We start from the raw sequence: 23,969 nt of genomic DNA on the forward strand, positions 1-23,969 counted from the left end.
CAAAGCCAAAGTCACTATGAGAAAAGCCTATGGATATCGCACCTTCAAAATGACGGAACTCTCGCTATATCACGTACTTGGCAAACTTCCTGAGCCAGAACTCGCCCATAGATTTTACTGACGGACCATCTTGCGTGGCCCATCGCGCAAAGCCACGTCTTCGGCGTGACCGGCATCGCACTCGGCACGGCCGTGCTGCTGATCAACGCGCATGCCAGCAGTGCTCCCGGAAGCGCTCGCCTGCTGGCGCCGCTACGCTGGAGTGGCAGACTCAGCTACGAGCTTTATCTGTTCCATCTCGTTGTGCTCGGCGGGCTTCGCACGCTGTATCCACCATCGGCGACGCACGGTAATGAGAAACTGCTGTTACTCGGCGTTTTTCTGGTGCTGTCGGCTGCTGTGAGCACACTGATCGCGCGAGGCTATGCGACGCCGCTCGATCGCTTCGTTAAGCGGAAGTGGCTTCGCGCCTCGGCGCGAGTTCCGGACGGCGCTCGCCTTTGACACCGCGACGCGGGCTCCCATCAGTTGCATCGATTGAAAATCATCTAGCGGACCTCCTGCCGCCGCCCTGCCGGGCGACGGGGTTAAAGTGAGTTTGCCAAAACCGCTTTAACCGGAAGGAGGTCATCATGAACTATAGCGGCATTGACCTGCATTCGAACAACAGCGTGGTGAGCGTGATCGACGAAACGGACCGCGTGGTCGCCGAAAAGCGATTGCCGAACGACCTGGCAAAGATTCTGGCGTTCCTTGCCCCGTGGCGAGCCGAGCTGGCAGGCGTCGTGGTCGAATCCACGTACAACTGGTACTGGCTTGTCGACGGCCTGCAGGCTGCAGGCTTCGCGGTCCATCTGGCCAACACCACGGCGATCAAGAAATACGACGGGCTCAAGCACAGCGGTGACGAGACCGACGCGCGTTACCTGGCCCACCTGCTGCGCCTGGGCATCCTTCCTACCGGCACCATCCTGCCGGCGAAGCACCGTGAGGTGCGCGACCTGGCCCGCAAACGCATGCAACTGGTGCGCAGCCGCACCACCCACATCCTCGCCGTCGAGAACACAACGGCGCGTCAGTTTGGCACGCGAATCACGAGCAATCAGGTCAAGCAACTGGACGAGGCCGCTGTCGACCAGCTGCATCTACCAGCCGACGTAGCGCTCGCGGTCCGCGCGAACGTCGCGGTCATCACGACGCTCTCCGCACAGATCGCAATCGTGGAAAAGCGTCTTCAGGAAAAAGTCGCGGCACACGCAGACTACGCCCTGCTGACCACGGTGCCCGGCATTGGCCAAACCCTTGCCACCGTGATCATGCTGGAAACCGGGACTATCGAACGTTTCGCCAGCGCTGGCAACTTCGCTTCCTACGCGCGGTGCGTGGACAGTCAGCGCATGAGCAACGGCAAAAAGAAGGGCGAAGGCAATACAAGGAACGGAAATCCATACCTGAGCTGGGCATTTATCGAGGCGGCCAACTTCTCGATGCGCTTTAGCACCGAAGCCCGGCAGTTCTACGAGCGCAAGAAAGCCAGGACCAATCCGGTAGTCGCGCGCAAGGCACTGGCCCACAAGCTAGCGCGAGCGTGCTTCCACATGCTGAAGGAGCGAAAGCCATTTGATGTGACCCGCTGCTTCGCATAAGAGTTACGACGGCGACCGGCAAGCCCTCATCGCTGACTGGCGAGAAGCCACCGAGATTGAATGGGATGCCGTGCCGCCGTCCCCGATGTGCAGCAAAGCGGATCGCCCGCAACACGAGCCAACCCTAGATTGGTGCCGGACGTTTGGCAACCACGAGTATTGTGCGAATTCATTGGACGTGTTGCGGCACCAACGTTCGGGGGTGGCAGAGCCACCAGGGCGACAGGCAGCCGATGTACGCCGATCGCTTGATCCTGATGGGTGTCTGGCGCGATCCGTCGCAGCCATGAATCGAAGAAACGGGTGCGCTCGGCTACTGCGTTCGGTCAATGGAATCGAAATCGACTGCTCAGACGGTCGAGGGTATTGTTTGCTCACTTGACACCGGGCCCGCTAATGGGTGTCAGCGATCTAGACATCAACCGCGAATGGCCGAATGTGGCCGAACCCTGACTCATGCAAACCGCATTGCTCGCCAATCTCGCATGGGCGCGATCGGCGGCACGCGACCCTGAAGGGACCTTTAGATTTCCCAAAAGCGGTCGTTCTGCGATATAAAATCCGGTTCACGGGCAACGTTAAATCGCTCGAGCCATTCGGTACATTGCGGGCTGCACAACGCCTAACTCGATTGACGGAGAACTAATCAGGATGAAGTGCAATTGCCGCGATCAACCTGCCATCCAACGAGTCGACGGGACAATACGACTGTTGTTTCCCGAGTTTGATTATGTGGATACGGCCAACTGGAAGGCGCTCTTGAGATGTCAACATTGCGCTCAACTTTGGGCCGTGGACGAATGGGACAAATATCAAATCCAGTTGGCCGTGAAGATCACCGATGAGGCCGATTGGCAGACGTCTGATGAGACATACCGGAAGGCGTATCTCACGCAATCACACGGCGGTACCGGAAATGCTAACTGCATGTGGAGCGATTGCAGCAACAAACAGCTAAAAGGCAGTGCCTATTGCGGCGACCATCTGTACGCGACCGGCGTACGAGAATAAACCGACGCTCTGATTGTCCTGGCCGGACCCAGCCTCACGGCGAACTCCCGTAGTCGACCCGTAGCGGGCAATCAAGATTACCTTAACCGGACGTTCGCGAGTGTGAAGCCGGCCATTTGCCTTGTGATGTCGGCGGCGCTACACTGCGCGGGCGATAAGGAAGTGCCAAGTAGCAAGCTTCCAGCGGGGCATCTGTCATATGCCGGTAAAAACGAGTTAGGTGGCAAGAGGTAACAGCGACATGACTGCTCCATTTTCCGGTGGGTGTGCATGCGGATCGATCCGATATGTATGCTCGCGCGCGCCAGTTGCGACGCTCAACTGCCACTGCCTGGACTGCCAACGCTCAAGCGGTGCTCCTTTCGCTTCCGGCTTCATCGTGCGGGTGTCGGACATGGCGATCACCGGCACGCCGAAGACGTACTCGGTTCGGGCTGGCAGTGGCAGGCTCGCGATTCGCGGCTTTTGTTCCGATTGCGGCTCTCCCCTGTTCACGAGTGGCGAGACTGCTGCAGAAGTTATGTCCATCCGTTTCACTACGCTGGACAATCCGTCGGAGTTTCAGCCAATGCTGGATATCTGGACATCCAGTGCACAACCATGGGTTTGCCTTAGTCAGGCAATTCCTCACTACCCTCAGGTGCCCTAGTTCGCTCGTCGCCGATCGACCCCGAACCGCCGCTCAGACTCGCGCGGCCGCAACGACCGCTTCCAAACTACAACGGCCCCTTGCGCAACCGAGCTGATCGGAGCTAGCTGGCGAGTGGGGTCCCCGTATAGCACGCGCCTCATTATTGGCTCGCCCTTGCAGTGAGACATCCGTCGTCTTGCCAAAGGACCCGATTGCATCACCGGGCGAAACCACTATGGCTACGGCGAGCGCGTAGTCATTCCCTGCAACTGACGAAGCGGGTTAAGCGGGGCGAGAGGAGTTAGCTCAAAAGTCATAAGATGAGCTTGACCCAACGGCAGCTTCTCGAGCATCTCACGGGCTGCTGCGAGATCCGTGACGCTTAAGACGAGAGCCACGCCGGTGCGGTCCTGCAACGAGTACCATTGGTCGATCTTGCCATCAAGGTAGAGTTGCACGGTCGCGCGCACTTCTTGTGGAAGGATACGCTGGACGAGCTGCGGGCCCGCGTCAGGGGTAAGGGTTCCGATCGCCAGTATCTTGGTGGTCGGCGTCGGGCGCTGCGGAACTTGAGCGGTCGCCGAAGTCGCGACGGCTAACAAAACAGCGGTGGCGACGGTTCCAGGGCGAAATCTTCTGAGCATGAAGCGGTCCTTGATTTATCGTGGATGACGCGCGCCGATAGATTGGTTGTCGGATGTCGCGCCTCTTCTTCGCAACTAGGCGTTCTCCCGCTCGGCCGCGCCGGTCGGAGTCGCCGCCAAAATCTCGCGCGCGTCGGTCCTTTGATTGAAGGCGTCGATGCTGCGGGCTGCGAGCTCGGCGACAAGCAGCGCCGCGCCGGCTAGACCCGCCGCGATAAACCCCAGGTTGTGCCCGCCAACGAACTGGAGGCCCGCCGCACCGACGATGCCTGCCATAGTGGTCCCGAGGAAGGTCGCGGAGTTGTTTAGGCCCAATAGAATGGGCGCGAGCGTTGGTGCGATCGTCACGATACGGTGTTGTTGTGGCACGAGCAGGCCCCATCCGCAGGCACCCCAGATGATGACCGCTGGGATGGCAGTCCAGAGATGTGAGCTTGTCCAAGGCAGGAGCGCGAAATCGACGATCACGATCACCAGCATCGTGACGAGCACTTTGCGCGAGCCGATAGAATCGACTAAGCGCCCACCAAGAGGTTCGAAAGCGTCCCGGCCACGCCCCACAGCACCAGAGAGCCGCTCAGCAAGGCAGGGCTAGCGCCGATCACCCGATCGAACACCACGGACATGTAGGTGTAAATTGTGAACGCGGCGCTCAGGAACAAGAATGTGGTAGCTAGTGTGAGGCCGATGCGTACATCTGCCAGCGGCGCGAGCCGCTTGGAGAGCGACACGGGCGGGGGCATTGGAATGTGCGACAGAAGGGCCAGAACGCCGACGCCGGAGACGGCGGCGAGCGCCGCGACAACACCATCGTCCAATGCCAGTTGCCAAAACCGCCTATGAGGGTTCCGAGGGGAGCACCAAGGGCTGTGGAAATCGTCATGCCGGCGATCACGACCGAGATGGCGAAGCCACGGCGCTCGGGAGGGACAACCAAAGTCGCGGAGCCGGTTGCCGTCGGCCCGAACATGGCAGCGCCGAGGCCGGCGAGAGCCCACGTTGCAAGCGCAAGCGCGAAGGTCGGGGCGAAGGCGGTGCAGAGGTTCGCGATCACAAAGACGGCGAGGCCGCCGAGCAGAAGTTGCTTTCGTGGAACGTGTGCGGCCAGAGCCGCGATGATCGGCGCAAGCAGCGCATACGTTACGGCATAGACGGTCGTCATCTGCCCCGCGGCGCCGATGCTGATGTTAAAGCCGCGAGAGATTTCGGGCAGCAAGCCGGCGACAACGAAGCTGTCAGTACCAAGCGCGAACATGCCAAGGACGAGAACAATAAGTCGCCGATCCATTTGAATCCTACCCATAGTGGTTTTGCACCCGGCTGTTGGCCGCCCGTTTAAGAGAGCTGGAAGTCGCTAAGGTCAGCCGCCATGATGACGACCTCTTTGTTTGGCTTCTGGCCCGGCCCACGCGGATAGATGCGGCGGCGGACGGGGAAGATGATTCCCCCGAAAGCTTGGTGATCGTGGAGGTAGTGAGCGGCCATGCCGCCAGCGGCGATATCGACCGAGTAGTCCTGTCGGCGGATCAACCCCTCGTCATCAAAATAGAGGACCTGTTCAGACGAGTGAGTGACGTAGGACTTGGGGAAAGTGACCGCGACGGCCCTCCACATTTCACCGTCCTCAATCCACGGCTCAATTTCGTGACACTGGACGCCATCATTTAAAAGAGAGAACGGTAGGGTGAGGTAGGTCCACAGCGCATAGCCGGCGAAGTACGCGAGCTGGGGCGCGCTCCAAGGTCCCTCTGCCGAGAACGAGTCACGGGGGTTTTTCAGCTCCTGGAGAACCACGCCGTCCCGCTTCTCAACGGCTGTGCGGTAAGGCTCGAATACGCCGATTTGCCCCGGTGCTAAGAAGGGGTCGAACGTCGTCCTTTCTTCGCGGGTCTTGATAGTCACCCGCGTGGGCGTGTTGGCAAACGCCGCCTGGCCCCTCAGGTGCAAAGCAGCACCATCAGGAACGCAGATCGCGGAAATCTCTCGAACGTTGTTCCAACGCTCAAGCCCACCATGTGCTTCAATGGATTTGTCGATAAGGTTTTGCATCGGTCTCTCCCTCCGGTCCTAAAGTTATGCGAATGAATGCCTGTTTCGCTCGACAAATTCGGCGACCGATTCCGGCTTGGCCGGTGATCTTCTCCACGATGTCGTTGGTGCCGGCCATGTCGCCTCGCTCGTGCTGCTGCACAATCCCGTTGTCAGGCATAGCCCACCACAACGGCGGCAATCACGAGGGTCGCTCCGGCGCCGATCACGAAGGCGAGCGTTCGGACTACCGGGACGCCTGCGGCGTAGACGATGTAGTGAACGAGCCGCGCTCCCAAATAGGTCTTAGCCGCGAAGATAGCGACCGGGGTGCTCGCGCTGGTTAGCGCCAAGATAATCACGAGCGGCGCGAACACGGCGAGATTCGCCACCGCGTTCGCGTGCGCGCACCGTGCCCGCTCGGCCCACGCGGGGTCGGGAGGAAAGGCCGGATCAGCGGGGTTGGCCAGCGTCGGGCCAACCCCGCGCGTCACGATTCTCGCCAACATGTAGGGAATCCACATGAGGGCCGTCGCTGCGGCGATAAGGGCCAGGACATAGAGTTCCGGTGTGAGCTTCATAGTGATGGCCTCTTATCGCTCTGTTCGTTGGCGCCCGCTTACTTGCCTTGCAGCAAAAGACCCAGCGGTGCGAGCGGACCAATCTGAAGGAACTCGAAATCGAGGAAACCGCCAGAAGCGAGCGGCATCGCATTCACGGTCGCCCTCGCCTCGTCCACCGATCCGACGTTCATCAGAAAGACGACGCCAGGCTTTTCCACCAAGAAGAAGAACTGCTCGATCTTGCCTTCGAGGTAGAGCTTGAGAGTGTGAGGAACTTCCTTCGGCATGATCTGCTGCTTAACTTCATCCGTGAGTGGCTTTACGCCTTTGCCGATAGCTAAAACTTTCATGAGTGAACTCCTTGTCCAATGTTTGTGGCGGGGTGAAGGCTTAAGTCTGTGCTCAATGGCTCCAAAAACGAACAGTCGCAAACGACAACTTTGCTGTCATTCGCGCCACTAAGAGGGTAGGAGATTTGTATCTTTCGCTGTGACAACGCGATATAGTCGCAAACGACAACTTTAGGGTCGTTTGCGCCATGCACATCTCTTTACTCGCCCTCGACGGTGTATTTGACACAGGGCTGACCGTGATTCTCGACGCGCTCGGGCTCGCCCATAAGTTCGCCGCGCAGCAAATGGGTGGGTCGCTTACTTTCGACGTTTCGATCGTGGGTGTGCGGAAGAAGGTCCGCTCCGGTCAAGGATTGGGGATTCCCGTGAAAGAGGTAACCCCGGATCTGAAGCCGGACTGGGTCATCGTTCCAGCGTTAAATACCGGGACTCCGGATCTGCTGGTCCCGGCTCTTGGGCGGCGGGATGTGAAGGAGGCTATGGAGCAGTTGGTGAAATGGCACGCTGAAGGCGCGCACATCGCGGCTTCCTGTATCGGCACGTTCCTTCTGGCCGAGGCCGGGCTTCTCGATGGCGGGGAAGCGACTACTACCTGGTGGCTCAGTCCGTTGTTCCGACAGCGGTACCCGAATGTCCTGCTCGACGAGACTCGGATGCTCGTGCCGTCGGGCAGAATCGTTACTGCCGGAGCCGCTATGGGTCATCTGGATCTAGCCCTTTGGCTAGTGCGCAAGGCCAGCCCGGAGCTGGCGGCCGTCGTCTCTCGCTATCTGCTCGCCGACTTCCGCTCCTCGCAAGCGCCCTACATCATCCCCAATCATTTAGCACAAGCAGATCCTGTCATTCAGCGTTTCGAAAGGTGGGCGCGAGACAATCTCAAGGAAGGTTTTTCGCTAGCAGACGCAGCCGGTGCACTCGCTACAAGTCCTAGGACATTGCAACGGCGTTGCCAGGCTGTGCTCGGAAAATCTCCGCTTTCCTACTTTCAGGACCTGCGTGTTGAACGCGCGAGATCCCTCGTTCACGGCAGCGACCTCGACCTAGACGCCATTGCAGCGGAGGTCGGCTACGTCGATGGGGCGACGTTGGGAACCCTCTTGCGTGACCGCTTAGGACGAGGGGTGCGCGATCTCCGCGCCGATCTGCGCTAACGAGCCGAAAACAACCAATAGCTGAGTGCGGGCCACGAAATGGACGAATGACGGCAATGGCCGAGGAAATCATGTTCTCCGTCCGCAATCAAATGGCCGCTCACTGGGACCATGCGCCATCTGAGTGTCCAGGCGACGCGGCGGACCGATGGCTTTTTATGGCCGATCGCCGTCTGCTAGCGCTCGTTGGCACGCAACCCAATTCGCGTATGTCAGATTTCTACAAACCGGCCGTTCGATCGTCGTGAAGTGCTGGGGTTATCGGTCTCATCGCGAAAAAGGTAACACTCCTACGCCAGTCGCAGATCCCACAATGCATCGAGTACATGCTGCGTGGACCGATCGACGTACCCTGTACGATGCGCAATGCCAAGCCGACGCCACAACGCTGGACATAGCGGACGCATGGCAATGCGGCTGTCCGGTAACGGTGTAGTGGCCTCGTGAGGTAACAGCGCCGCGCCGTAACCTGCCGCTACGAGACTCTTGATCGCATCGTTGTAATTGAGCTGAATGCGCGGCGCAGGATGATGCCCTCCCGTTGCAAACCACTCGGCGGTCAGACGCGAGAGACGCGTGGTCGCATCATTGAGAATGAGAGGGCGAGCGGCCAGCCATTCAGGTGTGAGGCGAGCCGGACACTGCCAATGGGCCGGCACAAAGGCCATCACGGGATCGCGGCGCCAAGGCTTTATCACGAGTCCCGCCGCCGGAGGCTGGGGCAGTGCGACCAGCCCGACATCCAGCGTTCCATCCGCCAATCGGGTTAGCGTTTCATGCGAAGTAAGAACCGCGATCTGAATATCGATAGCGGGATGGTGCTCACGCAGCACTTCGAGCGCTTGAGGCAACAGGTGCGCAATCGCGCCGGTCGACGCACCGAGCCGAACGCGTCCGACAAGCCCTTGGACCTGGCGGTGAACATCGTCTAACGCCTGTTCCGCGTCGGCCAGCAGTCGACGCGCGCGCTCGACCAACACCTCGCCTGTTGCGGACGGCCGAACATGTCCGCGCTTGCGCGACAAGAGCGGAGCCCCGATACGCTCTTCCAGTTCGGCGATGTGAAGGCTGACCGTTGGCGGAGCCAGATGCAACGCACGCGCCGCGTCGGCGAATGAGCCACGGTCGACAATAGCCACCAAGGTACGCAAACGGTCCAGGCTGATCTCTCGCATGTCGGCCTCCAGATTCAGAAAAACTGAATCTTCACGTTATGAAATTCAACTTTCGCTATTCTAGCGGTGCGCGGAAGATAGCAGGCACGTTCTACTTGTTGTCATTGAGTCACCGGAGGATCCCCGCGCATGAGCTCTCCCCTTGTTTTCATCGACGGCGACCAAGGCACCACAGGGTTGCAAATTCACGAACGGCTTCGCGGCCGGACCGATCTGAAGCTGGTCACGCTTCCCGCGGCGGAGCGCAAGGATTCCAAGCGTCGCGCCGAAGCCATCAATGCCTGCGATATCGCCATCCTCTGCCTGCCCGACGCCGCCGCGCGCGAGGCTGTGGACGCCATAGTCAATCCCGCCACCAGAGTAATCGACGCAAGTTCCGCTCATCGCACAAAGGCGGACTGGACATACGGCTTTCCGGAAATGACACCGGGCCAGGCTGAGCGCATTGCGACCGCACGTCGGGTCACCAACCCAGGTTGCTATCCAACGGGTGCAATTGGTCTGCTGCGTCCCCTGTTGCACGCCGGCCTCATTCCAGAGAGCCACCCCGTCAGCATTTACGCGGTGTCTGGCTACTCCGGACGAGGGCGTGCCGGCGTGGAAGAACACGAGAGGCCGGGGGCTGCCAATGCACCGTCGTACCAGGTGTATGGACTGGAGCTCGCGCACAAGCACATCCCGGAGATCCAGCAGCACGCCGGCCTCGCGCAGCGTCCGATCTTCGTCCCTGCGTATGGTGCGTTCCGTCAGGGCATCGTGTTGACAGTGCCCTTGGATCTACGGCTGCTGACACGCGGCGTAGACGGCGTCACGTTACACGCATGCCTCGCACGCCACTATGCCGAGGCGGCCCACGTACATGTCTTGCCGCTGCATGAATCGTGCGTTTTAAAGCAGTTGGATCCACAGCTACTGAACGGTACGGACAATATGCGCTTAAGCGTATTTCCTAACATGGAACACGGGCACGTCTTGCTATCCGCAGTTTTCGATAATCTCGGCAAGGGCGCAGCCGGCGCAGCGGTTCAGAACCTGAACCTGATGCTTACGCGATAACAATGTCCGCTGGCTTTCGGTGACAGACATGGCAGATTCAGAGATCCTACTACGCATCGCGTTGCGTGATGATGCACGATGCATTGCAAGGCTACACACCCAAAGTTGGCAGGCAGCTTACCGGGAAATCCTACCAGCCGCGTACCTACGTGAAAACGTCCCGGCCGAGCATGTCTCGCATTGGGAAAACTATATGCTGCGGCCAGCAGCAGCGCGAGGCCTCGTCATGTTGGCGGAGCTTAACGGCACAGCGATTGGCTTCGTCAGTGTGGAGAAGGTTGAAGACTCATCCCACGGAACTTTACTTGACTGCCTACATGTGCTCGCCACTCATCAAGGACGCGGAGCAGGACAGCTCATGATTGACGCGGCACGCAAGTGGACGAAGGAACAAAACCAGAATTTGATGCATCTTTACGTTCTCGACGCAAACGGTCCTGCGATTGCCTTCTACGAGCGGAATGGTTGGCGATTTGCAGGGATTGAAGCCGGTTACATCGACGCTACACCAGTGGTCGACCGTCGATACGTTATCGACGTATAGATTGTCGGCGGTTTGGGTGCATTTCGTGACGGTCCGTTATTGGCCGAACGCCGGCAAATACCCGTGCCGTAATTCGACCCTGCCAGTCATCGATCGTAGTTCGGCGCTCGTCGACCTTAAGTGGACGGTCAGCGTGGCGACGAGTATTCACTCACATTGAGTGAGCGCGATATCGCCCATACGCGAGCAGCATGAAGAACACCACAGCAGCGAAAGCACCAACAAATAGTGCCGCTCTTGCTTCCCGCGCCCAGCTATCAATTTGTGGATCGTTCAGCGACCTATAGTCACCAGTGGCGAGCCAGATAATCGAAGCGTAGTTGAACCTCCCGCCTACACCGACAGCAGCATCACTGAGGCGCGCACTTTCTGCCGGGTAGTTTTTCTCCAGCTTGGCAGAAATTTTGTTCTGCATAAGGCCGCAGCCTCCCAAGCCGATGAGCGCTAGGGCGATAAGCGCCTCGAAGATGTGCATAACGTCGGCGGAAGTCATGTCGCGGAAGTTTCCTGGGTTTAATACATGCCAAGCACCAAAAGCCCGGCATTGGGGTTGCGCAATTGGCAACGATCTAGCGCCTCGGTCAAACGGCGGCTTCAGCAATGAGCTGTCCATACTTGCTCTACGGGGCAATGACTATTAGTTCGGTCGCCGTGACCATGCGCCGAGAACAAAGCTGCCCGGAGATTGTTACCGATATAGTGGTCTGTGTCGAATGACCGTTCGTGGCGTGCGCCGTGCAAAGGCGGCGCTTTCCCAGCGGGTGCAAGCCCCGCCCGGCAACCGCTCCAGCCGGAAGCAACCGGAGCAATCGTGGAGGTAACGAAGCGGTTGAAGCCTTCGGTGAAGCGTGTCACGAAATACGGTGACAGCGCGAATGTGCAGGCCGTAACGCGAGTGAACGCTGAGCAAGCCTCGAAAAGGACGATGCGCAGGCCGACCTGACTGCCATATCGGGGAAGGCTGATACGGCTGGGTGAACGAGCAGGCAGGACGCCCAGTCGCTGCGCCGGGGTAGTGGCGACAGCATGCACACAGCCGAGCATATCGGGCGCTCGATAGCTACACCAGCACGCGGTTGCGTCGGTGGTTACGTACCAAGCACAAGGTAAGACGTCGCAGGGGCGGGAGCTATCCAACCTCGCACCTCTACGGGCACTTCGGTCTCGTTCGTCTCCAAGGGCCTTGTCCCAGAAGGACCTGGCATTGCGTTCGTTGGATCCCAGGGCCGGCAGCTTGACGGCAATGTTTAAAGCAGACCGATCGGCAATCCCGGGGGCCGATAGCCAAGGCCGCCGGCATATTTCCTGCCGAATAGAATTTGCTCGTAGGCGTAGTCTTGGGTCTCTAGGGCCACCCGCATGATATTCGAGAGCGCGTTGAGAGAGCCTACGCGCTGGAGGCATTTCCAAATTTGGCCGACGATATTTTCGATACCCTCAGAGCTGATCTGGTATCGGCCTGAGCGGATTGAAAAGGCGTAGCCGAACCGTTTGATCCGAGTCGCTGCGTCCGCAACCGCCTTGGTGCGAGCGTTGGAAAAAGGAAATCGCTTGAGGACCGTGAAGGCGCGGCCTATGAGCATGGCTTCCAGCCAAGCCGACTCATTGTCGAGTGCTTTCACGAAGGCAGTGACTTGCGGGGAAGGAGATGCGCCTGGTTGAACGGGCCCAGATGGAATCCTCGTTCCGTCGGGCTGAGCAATTCCGGGCAGGCAAGCCGCGATGTTGTTGAGCGCCTCGGCGATCGGTTCGCTCACGTTATCCAGCACATTGGCCAAAAAGAAATGATTGGCTAGAGAGCGCACGGTGCCAACCGTTTGGTCAGTATTCTCCAAGACGATCAATAAATCGAAGAGTCGGTCCGTTGCGTGTTGTAGGCTCTGATAGGCTTCCAAAGCCTTATTCGCAGCAGCTTCATCTTTCATCGGCACGGCTGTGGCGGAATCCAGATAAATCGCTCTTAGCTTTTGCACCTGATCGTCCAGGTCCTGCATCCGGGTCTCCTTAAGGCGAAATGTTTGATGAAGAGCAATGCCGTGAATTTAAACGCGCATCGCACGCTGGCTATAGCAGGGCATATTCAACCAGCTACTCAACAAATTGGCTCTCCCAGCGGCGTAATATAAAGCAGTCGTCCTGTCACGATCAGAAAATTTGATTGATTCGGCCGAAGAGGTGATCTGTGAACTCACTCCGGGATGACCGCTATTTGAGGGGAACGGTCGTCCGAACGTCCACAGCGCGCTTTCGGATAATCACCGTAGATGGCCAACCAGAGACCTTACTGCGGACGCGCTTCCACGATCCAATATCCGCCTAAGACAATTAGTGCCTGGAGATTTTTTCCCGGCAAACCCCACCGAAACGTGGTCGGTTTGGAGCGATTTTTCTTCCCAACAGATGGCGCTGCGCTGGCCGAAGCGTTCAATATAATCGACGCGCATGGCATCACATACTTAACGGGAAAGATACCTGCGCACGTGACGAATCACCTAGCGCTGTGAAGCTATCCGTCAAATCGTTTGCTGTGAGCGCCTTAGATGGAATGTGGCGGATTTTCATGAATCCCCGCGTTACCTCTCGTACGTGGACTGGAAATGGCTGTAACGTAGCGCGAGCGGAAGTAGGAATCTAGCGTGACCGCATGCATCAAGTCGATATGGAGCTTGAGTCTACGCTGTCCGTCTGCTGCTTGAGTCTACGCTGTCCGTCTGCTGCTTGACCGAAAGCAGGCCGCCGTATGACTATAAGCGCGGTAGTCGCGTTCGTAGTGAGTTCGGAAACCTTGACGTGGAGCATTGAAGTGGCGTCTATCAAGAATATTAACTGGAACCTCTTGCATACCTTCGTCGTAGTGGCGGAAACTCGCAGCATCTCTAAAGCGGCACAGATATTGGGACGTGGCCAGCCAGCAATCAGCGCGGCACTAAAGAACTTGGAAGGGCAGATGGGCCAGCAACTGGCGGAGCGCGGGCCCAGGTTTTTTGAACTGACGGAGGCCGGCCGCCTGTTGTTGCGCGAGGCTGGCGAAATCTGCGGTGCGATCGATCGGATCTCGGTGCTTCTAAAAGATACTGGCGATGAGCTAACGGGCAATGTGCGGCTTACGCTCGCAAGTCACATGACCAGCCCAATAATCGACCGAACCTTGACGGAGTTCCACCGACGGCACCGTCGGGCGACGATCTCGTGCGCGGTCATGAACAGCTCCGAGATTATTGAGGCGCTGTCGAACCGGCTGATTCATTTCGGTATTGCTCCAGTATTCAATAAACGCCCGGAGTTTGAGCATCTGCACGTTTTTAAGGAGTATTGCGGATTTTACTGCGGGGTCTCCCATCCCCTGTTTGGGCGAGAAAATCTGACCCTCAAGGACCTGGAGGACCAAGATGAGATTACCTATCAGACGGCCGTCCATTCCGACTATCTGCACTCGATCACGGAGATGCGTCATCAAATCAAGTTCCGCAAGCCCCTGACCGGTATATCCGCAAACCTCGAAGAGGTTCACCGCATGATTGTCGCGGGTATGGGCATAGGGGCCATTCCGGTGCAGATCGCCGCGCGCGATGTACGCGACGGCATTCTGTGGCGCTTGCCGCCCTATGAAAACATCATGCCTATTGACGTTTTCATGATCAAGAACGACAAGGTTCGGGCCAGCCCTACTGAGCAAGCATTCCTTAAGACGTTGGCCGATGAAATCGGCAAGGCTTCAGACTTGGAACGAGGAACCCAATAGCCATAGTTTTGTTGCCGTCAGATGATGCGAGTTGGCACAAATACTAGAGCCATCATCCTGACGCCTCGTGAACCGCACGCCGGTGAACGCCGCCCCGCGTCTTGCGGGCGCCATTGTTTGCTTACTTCTTGCCCGCAACAATAGCCGCGGCGATCCAGGCATCGAACTCAGCTTGGTGTTTGGCTATCCACTCCCGAGCGTGGCGTCCGATGTCTTCTTCGCGGTTCTCGCCATTGAGCATTTTAATGTTTTGCTCGGCGCGATCTTCTAATGTCATTTTGAACTCGCTGAAAAACTTCATCGCTGCGGGATTCTCGGCCGCCCAAGCGCGGTTAACCGCAATGTAGTAGACCGTCGGAAGCCAACCTAGATTGCACGGATTGGACGCACATCCTTCGACGTTGGGCCTGGCTTTATACTTTTCCATCTGGTTGCCCGGCAACGATACTTTCTTCAACTCAAGCCACACCAGGTCCTTTCCGGGACGTAGCTTCATCGTCGTCGGATTCGGGTACCAGGTGTACAGGAATATAGGCTTCCCGGCAGCGTAACGGCCCACCGCATCTGCGGCGAGGGTGGTGTATTCACCCTGCACCACGCGAATGCGATTTCCCAGCCCCAGCGTTTTAATGTGATTCAGCGCTACCGCCGAAGACCCCGTCCAGTCGACTGAGGGGCCAATCATGTCGGCGCGGCCGTCGCCGTCTTGATCGAACAACGCGGCAATCTTGGGGTCGGCAAAGTCTTCGAGATAGCGGATGTTGTATCGGTCAGCGGTCTTCTTGTCGATCATGTAGCCTTGCAGAGTGCCTGGGTCCATAATGGGCCCTACGGGCATCACTTCCTTTTCCGTCTTGGCATACAAGTCCGCATGGTTGGGCAGGATAGTATCTACGGAGTACATAAGGTCGCCGCGCGCGATCGAAGTGAAAATGGCCGGCGGCGTTAAGGTCGCTGGCTTTTCCACCTTATAGCCTAACCGCTCCATGCCCATATCCACGACCTTCTGACCGAACCAGAAAGAGTCCCAGTTCGGCCGAGCCGGCCTTACCGTCTTGCCTGCGCCCGGGAGCGTTACCTGCGCTCCTGCGTCTGCGCAGGCCAAGATAGTTACTGCAGATGCCACTGCCATCATCAAGCTTCTTCTACGCAAGTTCATTGTCATCCCCCTATAACACGCTGTGAGTGGTTTATCTTCATTTACAGATCTTCAACACTTTGTGCCCACCTGTGATACATCCACTGATAGTCGCATTCGTTCAGCGAGCATCGACCTTGCGCATCCATCCGATGCGCAAAGCGCGCCGTGCCAGGGTATGCGTCGGCCTGGATTTCTCTCCCATGCCCTGCGTTATGCGATCTAGTGAAATGGCCAACAGAACGATCGCCAAGCCGCCAATACCGGCCAGCCCAACGTCCAGCGCACCAATACCACGCAGCACGGTCAGGCCCAGGCCCTCAGCACCTATCATCGAAATGATCACGCTCATCACCATCGCCATTAGCAAAGTCTGATTCAGGCCAGCCATGATCGACGGCAGCGCCAAAGGCAATCGCACATTGATCAGCGCTTGCCACTCAGTCGCGCCGAAAGACTCGGCCGCCTCAATGGCTTCAATAGGTATCTGCCTTAACCCCAGGTTGGTCAGACGGATAATTGGCGGCATAGAAAAGATGATCGTCGCAATGACACCGGGTACGGTGCCGATGCCGAACAGCATCACCACCGGTACCAAGTAAACGAAGGACGGCGTCGTCTGCATTACATCAAGCACCGGCCGCAACACCGACCAGAACCTATTGCTTCGGCCAGCCACGATGCCGGTAGGCACGCCCACCACGACGCAGAAAGCCACGGCGGTGGTCAGAATAGACAATGAATCCATAGCCTCTTCCCACAGCCCCATTACGGCAATCAGCCCAAATGACGCACCGCAGAATATGCCGTTGCGCACCCCCGCAGTCCTGCAGCCCACAACCAGGAAAAACGCGATGACCAGCCAGAACGGCAAGGCATGCAATCCCGCGGATACCGAAGCCAGCACCTGTGAGATAGGCCACCGTACCGCCTGAAATAACGGTCGCCAATCATTGACAAGCCAGTCCACGGCGCCTTGAATAACTTTATCCACAGGCAGAACATATTGATTAGGAAGACGATTCATGGGTCCACTGCCTCGAAACGTTGATTAGCCGGAAAGATCGGTTGCGAACCCTCGGTTGTGCCGTCGGGCGCAGCGACAGCCGCCGAGGATTCGGCATCCACGGCACCCCGTAACGGCTCTAACTGCCCAAGGTGCGTCAGCACGTCGTTGGCGTCGAGCGTGCCGACGATGCCGCCAGTTCCGTCCAGGATGGCTAGGGGCATACGGCTGGCAAAATGCGGGTAAAGGGCAGCAAGGGTTGTGGTTGCGGGGAGAGAAATAGCCGGCTGCGCAACCTTGCAGTCGAGTGCGGACTTGCCATCAAGCGCGCCAGACCTTTCCAGGTCGGCGCGGCACAGCAAGCCTACCGGCAAGCGAGCAGCGTCCTGGATAATCCCGTAGGGCCGATTTGACTCTCGCAGCAGATCCAATGCGGCCGCGGCGGGTATGCCGGCCGGAATCGAATAGGCGCCGGACGACGCGATTTCCCCGGCAGTGATTGTTTGCGCGCGGTCTATATCCCGTGCAAACCTCAACACATAGTCATTTACGGGTCGCAGCAGAATTTCTTGGGGTGTGCCCACCTGCACGAACTTGCCGTCGCGCATAATTGCGATTCGGCTGCTGAGTCTCACCGCTTCGTGGAAATCGTGTGTGACGAAGATAATCGTCTTCTTGATATCCAGTTGCAGCTTTAGCAGCTCCGCTTGTAGATCCGCGCGAATCAAGGGGTCCAACGCGCTGAACGGTTCGTCCATCAACAAGATGTCTGGGTCATTAGCCAAGGCGCGTGCTAGGCCAACCCGCTGCTTCATGCCTCCGCTCAAGTTATCGGGAAACCGGCTTGCCCATTGCGCTAGGCCGACCTTGTCCAATGCACGGTTCGCTTTGAGACGCCGCGCCTTCGGCGTCTCGCCCCGCAGCTTCAGTCCGAATTCGACATTCTCAACGACCGACTTATGCGGCAGCAGGGCAAAGTTTTGGAAAACCATCGCGATCTTCGTACGCCGCAAATGCCGCAGCTCATCGCTGGTCTTCACGCAAATGTCCTGTCCATCGATCAAGATAGACCCAGACGTAGGTTCGATAAGCCGATTCAAACATCTCACCAGCGAAGATTTGCCAGATCCGGACAGGCCCATAATGGAAAATATCTCGCCTTGCTCGACACACATGGACACGTCGTTGACCGCCAGCATCTGGCCGGTCTGTTCAAGAATCTCCTTTGGATGAAGGCCTTGTTTCGCGAGTTTCAGCGCATCGAGAGGTTGATGCCCATAGGCCTTGCTCACCCCCCTGATCTCCAGTTTTATCGTCATGGATGGTTTCCGGATTAATCGAGTTTTAGCGACCATTGCGTGGCAATGGCCATACTGATTGAGCGATAACTAAACTGGCTTTCGATAAGGCACTTCGCACATGCAAGACACCTCGAGTGCTAACCACCAGCCATCTACTACGCTTTGATCCCGTGCGAATCGATCAACAGCATTTAATCCAGCCGTTATAGATCAGTCAATTCGATAATTTCAATAGTTCTATCAAAAATATCGATATTGCTTTTGTGCTTCTCCGCATTTTTTATCAGCAGATTGTGTCAGGCGCAATGAACGGCGGTGTTTGCGAAGGCAGCAATCTCATTGGCCACGCGATCGGGGATTTCCGTAAGGATGCCGTTCTTCATTTGCGGGAAAATAACGAGCTTGGCTGTCGGTATGGAATTGGCTGTGTATTGGGCAACGTCTGCCCCGCAGCCCTTAGCGAACTCACCCGTCATTACTAAGGTGGGCGCCGCGACGGTTGGCAGCCAGGCGTCAATTTCCGTGCGGTTGTACAACTCGTAGGCGCTGACAAAGGCGCTTTCGCCTATGCTCAGCAACTGGTCCAAGCGTCGTTGCAACAGCGCCGGGTGAGCCACAACGAAGGGGTCGGTGTACCAGCTCTTTACCAAACTGGAAATGGTCTCTTTCACACCGTTGCGCTTGATCTTTTCGATCAGCGTTGCGTTGGACTGCCTTTCCTGATCTGTGCGCTTTACTGGCGTAGCCATCAGGCAAAGACGCTCTACGTGCCGAGGGTATTTACGCGCGTAGGCCGCAGCGATGAATGAGCCCAACGAATGTCCTACGACAAAGACGCGTTCGATATCGAGCGTGGCGCGTAGCTGCTCCAAGTCTTCCACTAGCACGTCGAGTGTCAGCTCGCCTTGGATAGATTGCGAATGACCATGTCCCCGGAGGTCATAAACCGTGCAGCGGAAGGCGTCCGTCAGATGCTTGACAGTGCTTTGCCAGGTCTCGTGGGTTGAGCCGTTGCCGTGTACAAAAATGATGTTGAGACCTTCGCCTTCAGTCCTCCAGGCCGTGCCGCCCACCATGGTCATTTTCATGGTTAGCCCTTGAGTCTGTCGCTGGCGAGTCGGCCGGCGACTCCCCAGTCGCCCGGCGAATACTCCGTTATCACGACCTGTACGCTTTCGATCTTGCCGCCGCAGGTGCGCATGAATCCGTCGGTCAGCTCTTTGACCAAGCTACTTTTTTGGTCCGCATTGCGGCCCTCGAACATTTCTACGCGAATGATTGGCATGTCTGCTCCACTTGAATTAGATATTGGGTTTATGGTCGAGTGCGCAACGCAGGTTGCGCTGCACGCGTTGCGTCTTAGCCAGCAGTGGAATGAGTTTGGTGCGGAGGTCCAGCAATCCTTTCGGCCAGCGGGTGCCGACGGCACCATATAGATAGGACATACGCTGTGTCTGGCTGATATAGGGTCGTTCTGCCTGTTCCCAGAGTTGGAGTGCGGTAAGGATGTTGCGCTCCCCCGACACCGTGCGGGCCAATACCACTGCGTTGACGATGGCCACGCAAGCCCCCTGGCCAAGATTGGGTGCCATGCCGTGCGCGGCGTCGCCAATGATGCATACATTGCCCTTGGACCAGGATGAACAAGTGACGTTGTAAAAAGGACGCCAGTGCTCGACTGGATGGCGCGGAATACGCTTCAGATAGTCTGCGTAACCAGGGTGGCTGTCGATCCACGCCTCCAGATTGAACGGTTGCTGGATTCGACCGGCCACGTCTTCTTCGGGGCAGCACAGGAAAACATAATGATGATCCTTGCTGGCCGGCGCCATGCCGATGCGGCGGCCGCCATTCCACATTTCCACGCGCCGGGTGTCCAAGCTGTCGCCCGGCAGCCGGGAAATAAGGTGGCGGCCGCAACCGTCTTTCATTTCGCGGATTTCTGTAGCTAGTTTGAGCGAGTCCCGGACTTTGGAGAATACGCCATCTGCTCCCACAATCAGGTCGGCCTTTTTGCCCATTCCGTCGGCAAACTCCAGACGGCCTTCGGGATCGGCACCCATAACCTTTGAACTAGTTACAATTTCCACGCCATGGGCGATGGCGTTTTCTGCAAGGATGCGGTGCAGTTCGGTTCGCAATATAACGATCAGTTCCGGCACCTCTTCGTTAGGCCGACGCATATTCAGTTCACGTTGCTTGTGGTCCAGCAGTAACCTGGGGTTGGGCGAACGCACGCCCGCGGCCGCAACTTTGTCGTACACACCCAGTTCGCGTAGGGCGTCCAAAGCATTTTGCCAAAGGTACAGCCCGGCACCGATTTCCCGCAGTTCCTTGCTTCGTTCATGAACGCGGACGCTCCATCCTCGCTGCGCGAAAGCCGCTGCTGCCGCAAGTCCAGCGAGCCCCGCGCCCGCAATTTCAACTACTGGTTTCACCGTTTGCATCGTCGTTGTCCGTTTGCTTTGAATTGGCATCGTTGGATTTTTATGACTGCCGCCGCGACTTAACAAAGCGGCGGATCTCTGCGGCGACCCTAGCGGGTGCCTCCATCAGGATGGAGTGCTTCAATCCATTCAGAATGACAAGTTCCGAATCGTCCAGCTGGCTCTGTATGTAGGTGTTGAGACGGGGATTGCAGGCGCCGTCGTGTTCGCCGGTGACAATCAGAGAGGGTGTCTTGACCTCATGCAGCCAAGGCGCCATTTCTGTCTCCGCATAGATGTCGAAGACGTTGAGAAATATCTGGGCATTCATGCCGGTGATTTGATTAAGCCTCGCTTGGACCACGGCAGGATTATTCTTAACGAACTCGTCCGTGTACCAACGGTCTACCAGCTTATCCAGGATATTCGGGATGCCGTCACGTTTCATGGCCGTAACGACACCCCGCACTTTGGCGCTATCCTCTTCCGTGCGGCCGGCGGCCGTGGATAGGAGTCCTAGCGTTTTGACGCGATGCGGGTATTTTCGGGCGTACGCCGGGCCTATCATGCCGCCCAGCGAATGGCCGGCGACGTGCATCGACTCAAAGCCCAGTTTTGCGCGCAAAGCCTCCAGGTCGGCTACGAGTTCGTCCAAGCCAAAGGCGCAGTTAGGCAGGGGCGATGCACCATGGCCACGCAGGTCATACGAGACACAGCAAAAGTCCGACTTGAGTTCGTTAACGATGCCGTCCCACGCTGCGTGCGAGGCGCCAATGCCATGGAGCAGGAACAGTGGGTCGCCTTCACCAACCATCCAATGCGCACAATCTATGACGGGCACTTTTGATTTTTGATTTTCGACTGTTTCGACCATCGCGAATCCTGTTAAATGTTGAGCAACAATCTTTGGAATTTTTTGCTGCTAAGAACATTAAATAATGAGACCCATTGATCAGTCAAATCGATAATTTGAATATATTCATCAATAAATTTGATGTTAATAGATTAAAGAACCGCGTGTGGGCACATGCTGGACGAGCGCATATGACGTCGCAACGTATTTGGGTTATTAAAGCCGGTGGATGTCGAGGACTCTTGACCATCGTTCCAGGGCATTCGTCGTCTTTGGAAGCCTTGACGAGCGAGGTGCGAACAATTTAGAACAAGGGCTTCAATCGCAATCGGAAGTGAACGTGCGAGACCTGCAGTTCACGCAGTTATGCAATTCCGATCTTCGATGGGGAGATGGCTTGTCTAAATCTACTCGGAGTCGTTGTTAGTACTGCTTCCCTAGTCACTTTGACATTCGCGGCCAACTTCTTCGTCAGGCCCGTTCGTTGATCATGTAGTCGAATTTCAATCGTCGCAAAGACGGCGCTTGACCTGCCATATGCCTTTGGTTCAGTAGAAGTGCCACGCGTGAGGGATGCGCCAGACGCGTCTCAAGGTCCAAGAAGTACGAGATGCTACGGCCCAAGCGCGTAGGGAAGCGAACATTCACAAATCTTCCCTGACGGCGGTAAGTGGCCGGACCGCGACAGATGGCGATCGGCTCAGCTTGGATCGAAGCCGACGCCTGAACGTCCTCCTTGGCGTCCACACGAACGACTGCAGGTGGCCGATTTGCCCCGTCGTATCCGGCTCTTTCCCTGCTTCTTGCCAGACGTCGGTCGTGCTTCGATGCAGCGCCCGCGTAAACGCAGGGGGCGCCTGTCAAACATTGGTGGCCATACCTTGCTGAAGCTCCTCGTAAAAGTTCTCAACGCATTAGAGGGCCTCCTTTAGGTGATCACTCAAGGCCTCGATGAATGCCCGACTTTTTTGCGGTGAGACCACGACGACTGGCGCAAACGACGTGCGAGAGTGAACCAAACCGTGGGAGGCCATTTCCGTCGACTTGACCGCCGTCATAGACGGCGTGACGGCGCCGTACCCGATGGGATACGGCGCTTGGAATCTGCGAAGTTTCTAACGAAAAGAGCCCAACGAGTCCGCCCAGCACGCTGGCCTTATCAGCTATGCTGGCGACGTTGCCAAACGATCGGAGTTGCCATGCGACTGATCATCGAGGCCCGCCTGGAGGGTGGGGAAACGAGTGAGGCTGAAGCGACGACCGTCGCTGTTGTGGAACGAAAGGACCGGAGCGTCGCCGACCTGGGACTCACACTTGCCGAAGGTCGCGCCTTGCTCGCTGAGGTTCAATCGTTACTGGTGTCGGAGCAGACTGCCGGGTGGATGGAAAGCCAATTGGCTTGCGATCGTTGTGGCTCGACGCTGGCGCACAAGGATGCCCGGTCGATCGTGGTGCGAACCGTGTTTGGCAAAGTCGACGTGCCGAGTCCGAGGCTGTGGGCGTGCAACTGCGCGGCAAAGCAAGGGCAACCGCGTCGCTCTGTGAGTCCGCTGTGCAAGGCCGTTCACCAGCGTGTGACGCCGGAATTGGAGTATCTGCAGGCCAAATGGGCCGCCCATCTACCCTACCGTCAGGCCACTGAGCTGCTTCGAGAGGTCCTTCCGCTGGACAAAGGGATTTCCTTCGGTAGCACTCGCCGTCGGGTCCTCGCCATCGGTAGGGCGCTGGACGCGCAGATCGAGCGCGATATCGCGTCTGGACCAAAAGCGGTCAGCGGAGAGCAGCTTCGCGAATCGACCACCGTCGGCTGCGTGAGCGTCGACTCGGCGTGGCTGAGCTTCCGCAGCAGCCCTAAGAGCCGCAAAGCGGCGCGCGACCTTGCGGAGCTGAAATCGCCTTGGGCGCAGAAGTTGACGCAAGATCGACATGTCAACATCGTTGCGGGCCGTGCAACTCTTACAGATCGCGCCCCGCGTCTCTACGCGTACGTGCATAAGCTGGTGCCATCGGCGCCCGCGCGGCTGGACCAATTTCTCTGTGCAAGCGGCGTGGCTCCGGACGAGCGCGTCACCGTGATCAGCGATGACGCTGGCGAATTCGGCAAAGCTGTGGACGGCAGCCAGCTCGCTAGGGGGAGGATTCTGGACTGGTTTCACATCGCGATGAAGTTCAAGACTGCCAAGAACTCGGTGTTAGGAAGCCAGACGATTGAGCCCGGAGAGCGAATCGCTGTAGAGACAGAGATCGATCACGCCAAGTGGCTGGTTTGGCATGGAAAAGGCCGACAATCCGTTTTCCGCATCAAAGCCCTGGACGCCACGCTGCTGGCAAGGGAAGGTTATGAGCACTCGACGTTGTACTGGAACCTGCGCCGCCTGTACTTCTACATCGAGAACAATGCCGGTACGCTCGTGAACTATGGCATGCGCTATCACAAGGGGCTACCGATCAGCAGCAGCATTGCCGAGTCCGCGGTGAACCTGGTGGTCAGCCATCGGATGGCGAAGAAGCAACAAATGCGATGGACGGACGAGGGAGCGCACTGCCTGGCACAGGTCAGAGTTGCTGTTCTCAACGAAGAATTCTCGGTTAAGAAACTTGCCGCGTTGACCAAGACTTCTGCAGCTGAAAACTCGCCGAGTGCGCGCCGAGCGGCGTGAATTGACCTCCCATGGTTTGGTTCACTCTCTTTGACAGCTGC

24 protein-coding genes and 2 pseudogenes are annotated in these 23,969 nt (G+C 57.6%); 9 read left to right on the top strand and 17 right to left on the bottom strand.

The annotated features are described in order from the left end of the window. Positions 1-126 precede the first annotated feature (126 nt). From ACMX25_RS34385 to ACMX25_RS34400, 4 genes and pseudogenes are all read left to right on the top strand, one after another. Positions 127-504, top strand: a pseudogene (locus ACMX25_RS34385) (acyltransferase family protein); the annotation flags it as partial. 128 nt (positions 505-632) lie between these two features. Further along, complete coding sequence (locus tag ACMX25_RS34390) at positions 633-1,646, top strand: IS110 family RNA-guided transposase (protein WP_414954350.1); 1,014 nt, start codon at positions 633-635, stop codon at positions 1,644-1,646. 732 nt (positions 1,647-2,378) lie between these two features. Then, a complete protein-coding gene (locus ACMX25_RS34395; protein ID WP_414954351.1) occupies positions 2,379-2,657 on the top strand; it encodes a hypothetical protein in 279 nt (92 codons plus the stop codon). 241 nt (positions 2,658-2,898) lie between these two features. Further along, positions 2,899-3,306, top strand: coding sequence for a GFA family protein (locus ACMX25_RS34400; protein ID WP_414954352.1), 408 nt, complete (start codon positions 2,899-2,901; stop codon positions 3,304-3,306). 221 nt (positions 3,307-3,527) lie between these two features. On the opposite strand, the gene ACMX25_RS34405 is transcribed toward ACMX25_RS34400, so the two are convergent. The 7 genes and pseudogenes from ACMX25_RS34405 to ACMX25_RS34435 all read right to left on the bottom strand — a co-directional run bounded on the left by ACMX25_RS34405 (position 3,528) and on the right by ACMX25_RS34435 (position 6,873). Next, positions 3,528-3,932, bottom strand: coding sequence for a hypothetical protein (locus ACMX25_RS34405; RefSeq protein ID WP_414954353.1), 405 nt, complete (start codon positions 3,930-3,932; stop codon positions 3,528-3,530). A 75-nt stretch (positions 3,933-4,007) separates the two neighbouring features. Beyond that, positions 4,008-4,412 (bottom strand): MFS transporter, encoded by a 405-nt coding sequence (locus ACMX25_RS34410; RefSeq protein ID WP_414954354.1) that lies wholly within the window; start codon positions 4,410-4,412, stop codon positions 4,008-4,010. 35 nt (positions 4,413-4,447) lie between these two features. Continuing rightward, the gene (locus tag ACMX25_RS34415) at positions 4,448-4,750 is read right to left on the bottom strand and encodes an MFS transporter (RefSeq protein ID WP_414954394.1); all 303 of its coding nucleotides are present in this window, start codon (positions 4,748-4,750) and stop codon (positions 4,448-4,450) included. Positions 4,751-4,794: 44 nt separating this feature from the next. After that, a pseudogene (locus tag ACMX25_RS34420) lies at positions 4,795-5,235 on the bottom strand (MFS transporter); the annotation flags it as partial. A gap of 32 nt (positions 5,236-5,267) precedes the next feature. Then, positions 5,268-5,981: a hypothetical protein gene (locus ACMX25_RS34425; protein WP_414954355.1), complete on the bottom strand. Its 714-nt coding sequence runs from the start codon at positions 5,979-5,981 to the stop codon at positions 5,268-5,270. A 152-nt stretch (positions 5,982-6,133) separates the two neighbouring features. Continuing rightward, positions 6,134-6,541 carry an MAPEG family protein gene (locus tag ACMX25_RS34430; RefSeq protein ID WP_414954356.1) on the bottom strand — a complete coding sequence of 136 codons (408 nt, stop codon included), beginning with the start codon at positions 6,539-6,541 and terminating at the stop codon, positions 6,134-6,136. A 38-nt stretch (positions 6,542-6,579) separates the two neighbouring features. Further along, entirely contained in the window at positions 6,580-6,873 is a 294-nt protein-coding gene (locus ACMX25_RS34435) for a hypothetical protein (RefSeq protein ID WP_414954357.1), read from the bottom strand. Between the two features lie 188 nt (positions 6,874-7,061). Here ACMX25_RS34435 and ACMX25_RS34440 point away from each other — a divergent pair, with 188 nt between their 5' ends. After that, positions 7,062-8,027: a GlxA family transcriptional regulator gene (locus ACMX25_RS34440; RefSeq protein ID WP_414954358.1), complete on the top strand. Its 966-nt coding sequence runs from the start codon at positions 7,062-7,064 to the stop codon at positions 8,025-8,027. A 290-nt stretch (positions 8,028-8,317) separates the two neighbouring features. On the opposite strand, the gene ACMX25_RS34445 is transcribed toward ACMX25_RS34440, so the two are convergent. Next, on the bottom strand, positions 8,318-9,202 hold the full coding sequence (locus ACMX25_RS34445) for a LysR family transcriptional regulator (protein ID WP_414954359.1): 885 nt from the start codon (positions 9,200-9,202) through the stop codon (positions 8,318-8,320). A gap of 129 nt (positions 9,203-9,331) precedes the next feature. Between ACMX25_RS34445 and argC the strand changes: the two genes are divergently transcribed. Next, a complete protein-coding gene (gene argC / locus ACMX25_RS34450) occupies positions 9,332-10,258 on the top strand; it encodes an N-acetyl-gamma-glutamyl-phosphate reductase (RefSeq protein ID WP_414954360.1) in 927 nt (308 codons plus the stop codon). Between the two features lie 28 nt (positions 10,259-10,286). Then, entirely contained in the window at positions 10,287-10,802 is a 516-nt protein-coding gene (locus ACMX25_RS34455) for a GNAT family N-acetyltransferase (RefSeq protein WP_414954361.1), read from the top strand. Positions 10,803-10,953: 151 nt separating this feature from the next. On the opposite strand, the gene ACMX25_RS34460 is transcribed toward ACMX25_RS34455, so the two are convergent. After that, positions 10,954-11,295: a hypothetical protein gene (locus ACMX25_RS34460; protein WP_414954362.1), complete on the bottom strand. Its 342-nt coding sequence runs from the start codon at positions 11,293-11,295 to the stop codon at positions 10,954-10,956. 754 nt (positions 11,296-12,049) lie between these two features. After that, on the bottom strand, positions 12,050-12,796 hold the full coding sequence (locus ACMX25_RS34465; RefSeq protein WP_414954363.1) for a hypothetical protein: 747 nt from the start codon (positions 12,794-12,796) through the stop codon (positions 12,050-12,052). An 809-nt stretch (positions 12,797-13,605) separates the two neighbouring features. On the opposite strand from ACMX25_RS34465, the gene ACMX25_RS34470 reads away from it, so the two are divergent. Then, positions 13,606-14,544, top strand: a complete 939-nt coding sequence (locus tag ACMX25_RS34470; protein ID WP_414954364.1) for a LysR family transcriptional regulator — start codon at positions 13,606-13,608, stop codon at positions 14,542-14,544. 121 nt (positions 14,545-14,665) lie between these two features. Here the strand turns inward: ACMX25_RS34470 and proX are convergent, their stop codons facing one another. From proX to ACMX25_RS34505, 7 genes are all read right to left on the bottom strand, one after another. Then, positions 14,666-15,679 (bottom strand): glycine betaine/L-proline ABC transporter substrate-binding protein ProX, encoded by a 1,014-nt coding sequence (gene proX, locus ACMX25_RS34475; RefSeq protein ID WP_414954365.1) that lies wholly within the window; start codon positions 15,677-15,679, stop codon positions 14,666-14,668. Between the two features lie 124 nt (positions 15,680-15,803). Next, the gene (locus ACMX25_RS34480) at positions 15,804-16,709 is read right to left on the bottom strand and encodes an ABC transporter permease (RefSeq protein ID WP_414954366.1); all 906 of its coding nucleotides are present in this window, start codon (positions 16,707-16,709) and stop codon (positions 15,804-15,806) included. After that, positions 16,706-18,007 carry a quaternary amine ABC transporter ATP-binding protein gene (locus ACMX25_RS34485; protein WP_414954367.1) on the bottom strand — a complete coding sequence of 434 codons (1,302 nt, stop codon included), beginning with the start codon at positions 18,005-18,007 and terminating at the stop codon, positions 16,706-16,708. Before ACMX25_RS34485 ends, ACMX25_RS34480 begins: the two co-directional genes overlap by 4 nt. 278 nt (positions 18,008-18,285) lie before the next feature. Beyond that, entirely contained in the window at positions 18,286-19,077 is a 792-nt protein-coding gene (locus ACMX25_RS34490; protein ID WP_414954368.1) for an alpha/beta fold hydrolase, read from the bottom strand. Between the two features lie 2 nt (positions 19,078-19,079). Beyond that, positions 19,080-19,274, bottom strand: a complete 195-nt coding sequence (locus tag ACMX25_RS34495; protein WP_414954369.1) for a tautomerase family protein — start codon at positions 19,272-19,274, stop codon at positions 19,080-19,082. A gap of 16 nt (positions 19,275-19,290) precedes the next feature. After that, complete coding sequence (locus ACMX25_RS34500; protein ID WP_414954370.1) at positions 19,291-20,436, bottom strand: FAD-dependent monooxygenase; 1,146 nt, start codon at positions 20,434-20,436, stop codon at positions 19,291-19,293. Between the two features lie 40 nt (positions 20,437-20,476). Beyond that, positions 20,477-21,289: an alpha/beta fold hydrolase gene (locus ACMX25_RS34505; RefSeq protein ID WP_414954371.1), complete on the bottom strand. Its 813-nt coding sequence runs from the start codon at positions 21,287-21,289 to the stop codon at positions 20,477-20,479. Positions 21,290-22,467: 1,178 nt separating this feature from the next. Between ACMX25_RS34505 and ACMX25_RS34510 the strand changes: the two genes are divergently transcribed. Next, positions 22,468-23,928, top strand: a complete 1,461-nt coding sequence (locus ACMX25_RS34510) for an ISKra4 family transposase (RefSeq protein WP_414954372.1) — start codon at positions 22,468-22,470, stop codon at positions 23,926-23,928. Positions 23,929-23,969 lie beyond the last annotated feature (41 nt).

Origin of the sequence: Caballeronia eucalypticola (assembly GCF_047608185.1) — a bacterium.
Taxonomy (GTDB): domain Bacteria; phylum Pseudomonadota; class Gammaproteobacteria; order Burkholderiales; family Burkholderiaceae; genus Caballeronia.